Below are 2,636 nucleotides of genomic sequence, written 5' to 3'. Positions count from 1 at the left end.
GGCCCCAGCCCCAACCCCACGAACCAATCCACTCACCCAACCAGAACCGCGCTCGTCACCACCTCAAGCAAGTGCCCAACCCGTGGCGCGGTCGCAGGCAGGTCGCCGAGCCACGCCAGCGCCCCGACCAGTGCGAAAAGGTCGCCGCCGTCGAGGTCTTTGCGGGCTGAGCCCTCCTCCTGCGCGCGTGCCAGCAGTCGTGCCCCGGCCGCGCGCATCGTGACGCACGAAGCGTGCAGCGCGGACTCGGGGTCCTCCATCGCGGTCATCATCAGGGGTGTGATGCCCCGGATCTGGGTGGCGCCGGCGACGCAGTCGCGTAGCCAGGTGGTCAGTGCGTCGGTGGGGGAGCTGGTCTTCTCCAGTTCGTCTGCCGTCGCGGTCAGCTCGTCGAACGTTGAGCGCAGCAGTGCGTCCAGTAGTGCCTCGCGGGTCGGGAAGTGCCGGTAGAGGGTGCCCAGGCCGACGTCGGCTCGGCGTGCCACGTCGCGTAGTGAGGCGTCGGCGCCGTGTTCGGCGATGACGTCGCGGGCGGTGGTCAGGAGGTGGTCGAAGTTCTTCTTGGCGTCAGCTCGCATAGCCCTTCCTTGACAAGCGGAGCACTGCTCCAGATATATTCGGAGCACTGCTCCGATTATTCTAGCCGTCCTTGGCGGGAAGTGGGAAAATGATGCCCGAGACCCTGATGAAGGCCGTCATGCTGCGCGAGTTCGGTGGCCCTGACGTGCTGCGTTACGAGGACGTGCCGCGTCCCGGGCTGAGGCCGGGCGAAGTGTTGGTGCGGGTCCACGCGGCCGGGATCAACCCGCCCGACTGGTACGTGCGCGACGGGATGTCCGCCATTCCGGAGCATCTGCGGCCACCGATGCAGCTGCCCGCGATCCTGGGGACCGACGTGTCCGGTGTCGTGGAGGAGGTCGTCGATGACGTGACCGGCTTCGCTGTCGGCGACGAGGTCTACGGCATGCTGCGCTTCCCCGGACTGGAAGGCCACGGCTACGCCGAGTACGTCGCGGCGCGCGCCTCCGACCTGGCCATCAAGCCGTCCGGAATCGACCACGTCCACGCCGCGGGCTTCCCGATGGCCGGGCTGACCGCATGGCAGTTCCTGATCGAGCTCGGCCACGACCATCCGTCGCCGTTCCAGCCGGCGCCGCACCAGCCCATGCCCCTCGGCCCGGCGTCGACGGTGCTGGTCAACGGCGCGGCCGGCGGCGTCGGCCACCTGGCGCTCCAGGTCGCGAAGTGGAAGGGGGCCAGGGTCATCGCTGTGGCGTCGGGCCCGCACGAGGAGTTCCTGCGCGAGCTCGGCGCGGACGAGTTCATCGACTACACCACCGCCAAGCCCGAGGACGTCGCGCACGACGTCGATCTGGTCCTGGACACCGTCGGCGGCCCGGCCAGCAGCCGCCTGCTGCGCACCCTCAAGCGCGGCGGCGCGCTGTATCCGGTGTTCCTCGCCGACTACGACCCCGAAGAAACCGCGCGGCTCGGCGTCACGACCTCGCTCACCCAGGTGCGCTCGAACGGCGCGCAGCTGGCCGAACTCGCGCGCCTGTTGGACGCGGGCACACTGCGCGTCGCCATCGACAGCACGTTCCCGTTGTCGGAGGCGGCCCGCGCGCACGAGCGGGCCGCGCGCGGGCACATCCGGGGCAAGATCGTGCTGACGGTTGAATAGCGACTAGAGGGTTGCCGCTTCAGTCCTCAGCCAACCGCGGATGGGAACTGAGGCGGCAAGCGCTGTTCAGCGGCCGATCTTGTCCAACTCGGCAAGGTCCTCGTCGGACAGCGCGAGCCCCGCCCCGACGAGGTTCTCCCGCAGGTGCGCGACAGACGACGTCCCGGCGATCAGCAGGATGTTCGGCGAGCGCCGCAGCAGCCAGGCCAGCGCGACCGACATCGGCGTGCTGGCCAGCCGCGAAGCCACCGCCGACAGCGCCTCGGACTGCAGCGGGCTGAAGCCGCCGAGCGGGAAGAAGGGCACGTAGGCGATGCCCGCCTCGGCGAGGGAGGCGATGAGGCCGTCGTCGCCTCGGTAGGCGAGGTTGTACATGTTCTGCACGCACACGATCGGCGCGATGCCGCGCGCCTCGGCGACCTGCTCCGCCGTGGCGTTGCTGACGCCGAGGTGCCGGATCAGGCCGTCGTGCTGGAGGTCGACCAGCGTGCCGAAGGCCTCGGCGAGGGAGCCGGGCTGCGGTCCCTGCGCGTTGCCGAGGCGGAGGTTGACCACGTCGAGTGCGTCCAGGCCGAGGGTTTCCAGGTTGTCGTGCACGGCACGGCGCAGTGCCTCGGGCTCGCGGGCCGGCGGCCAGCCGCCCTGCGCGTCGCGGGTGGCGCCGACCTTCGTCACGATGCGCAGCGTGTCGGGGTAGGGGTGCAGCGCCTCGCGGATCAGCTGGTTGGTGATGCGCGGCCCGTAGGCGTCGGCGGTGTCGATGTGGGTGATGCCGAGCTCGACGGCGGCGCGCAGCACGGCCAGCGCGCCGTCGCGGTCGGCGGGTGGTCCCATGACGCCGGGCCCGGCCAGCTGCATGGCGCCGTAGCCGAAGCGGGTGACGGTCAGATCGCCCAGGTTCCAGGTGCCGCCGGGAAGCGAGGGCGTGGAGGGCGAGGGGGAGGCGGAAGGCGAA

The 2,636-nt window shown here is 70.6% G+C and carries 3 protein-coding genes; 1 reads left to right on the top strand and 2 read right to left on the bottom strand.

Translation table 11 applies throughout. The features are described 5' to 3' along the window. Positions 1-32 precede the first annotated feature (32 nt). Positions 33-578: a TetR/AcrR family transcriptional regulator gene (locus tag KGQ19_RS48285; RefSeq protein WP_212022327.1), complete on the bottom strand. Its 546-nt coding sequence runs from the start codon at positions 576-578 to the stop codon at positions 33-35. A 92-nt stretch (positions 579-670) separates the two neighbouring features. On the opposite strand from KGQ19_RS48285, the gene KGQ19_RS48280 reads away from it, so the two are divergent. After that, on the top strand, positions 671-1,681 hold the full coding sequence (locus KGQ19_RS48280; RefSeq protein WP_368862273.1) for an NADP-dependent oxidoreductase: 1,011 nt from the start codon (positions 671-673) through the stop codon (positions 1,679-1,681). Between the two features lie 66 nt (positions 1,682-1,747). Here the strand turns inward: KGQ19_RS48280 and KGQ19_RS48275 are convergent. Then, the coding region (locus KGQ19_RS48275; protein ID WP_307856744.1) for an aldo/keto reductase family oxidoreductase at positions 1,748-2,636 on the bottom strand (889 nt) is incomplete at its 5' end.

The sequence above is a fragment of the Catenulispora pinistramenti genome (assembly GCF_018274385.1).
Lineage (GTDB): Bacteria > Actinomycetota > Actinomycetes > Streptomycetales > Catenulisporaceae > Catenulispora > Catenulispora pinistramenti.
Note: the sequence above shows the minus strand (reverse complement) of the source record. Positions and strands in the feature narration are given on the sequence as shown.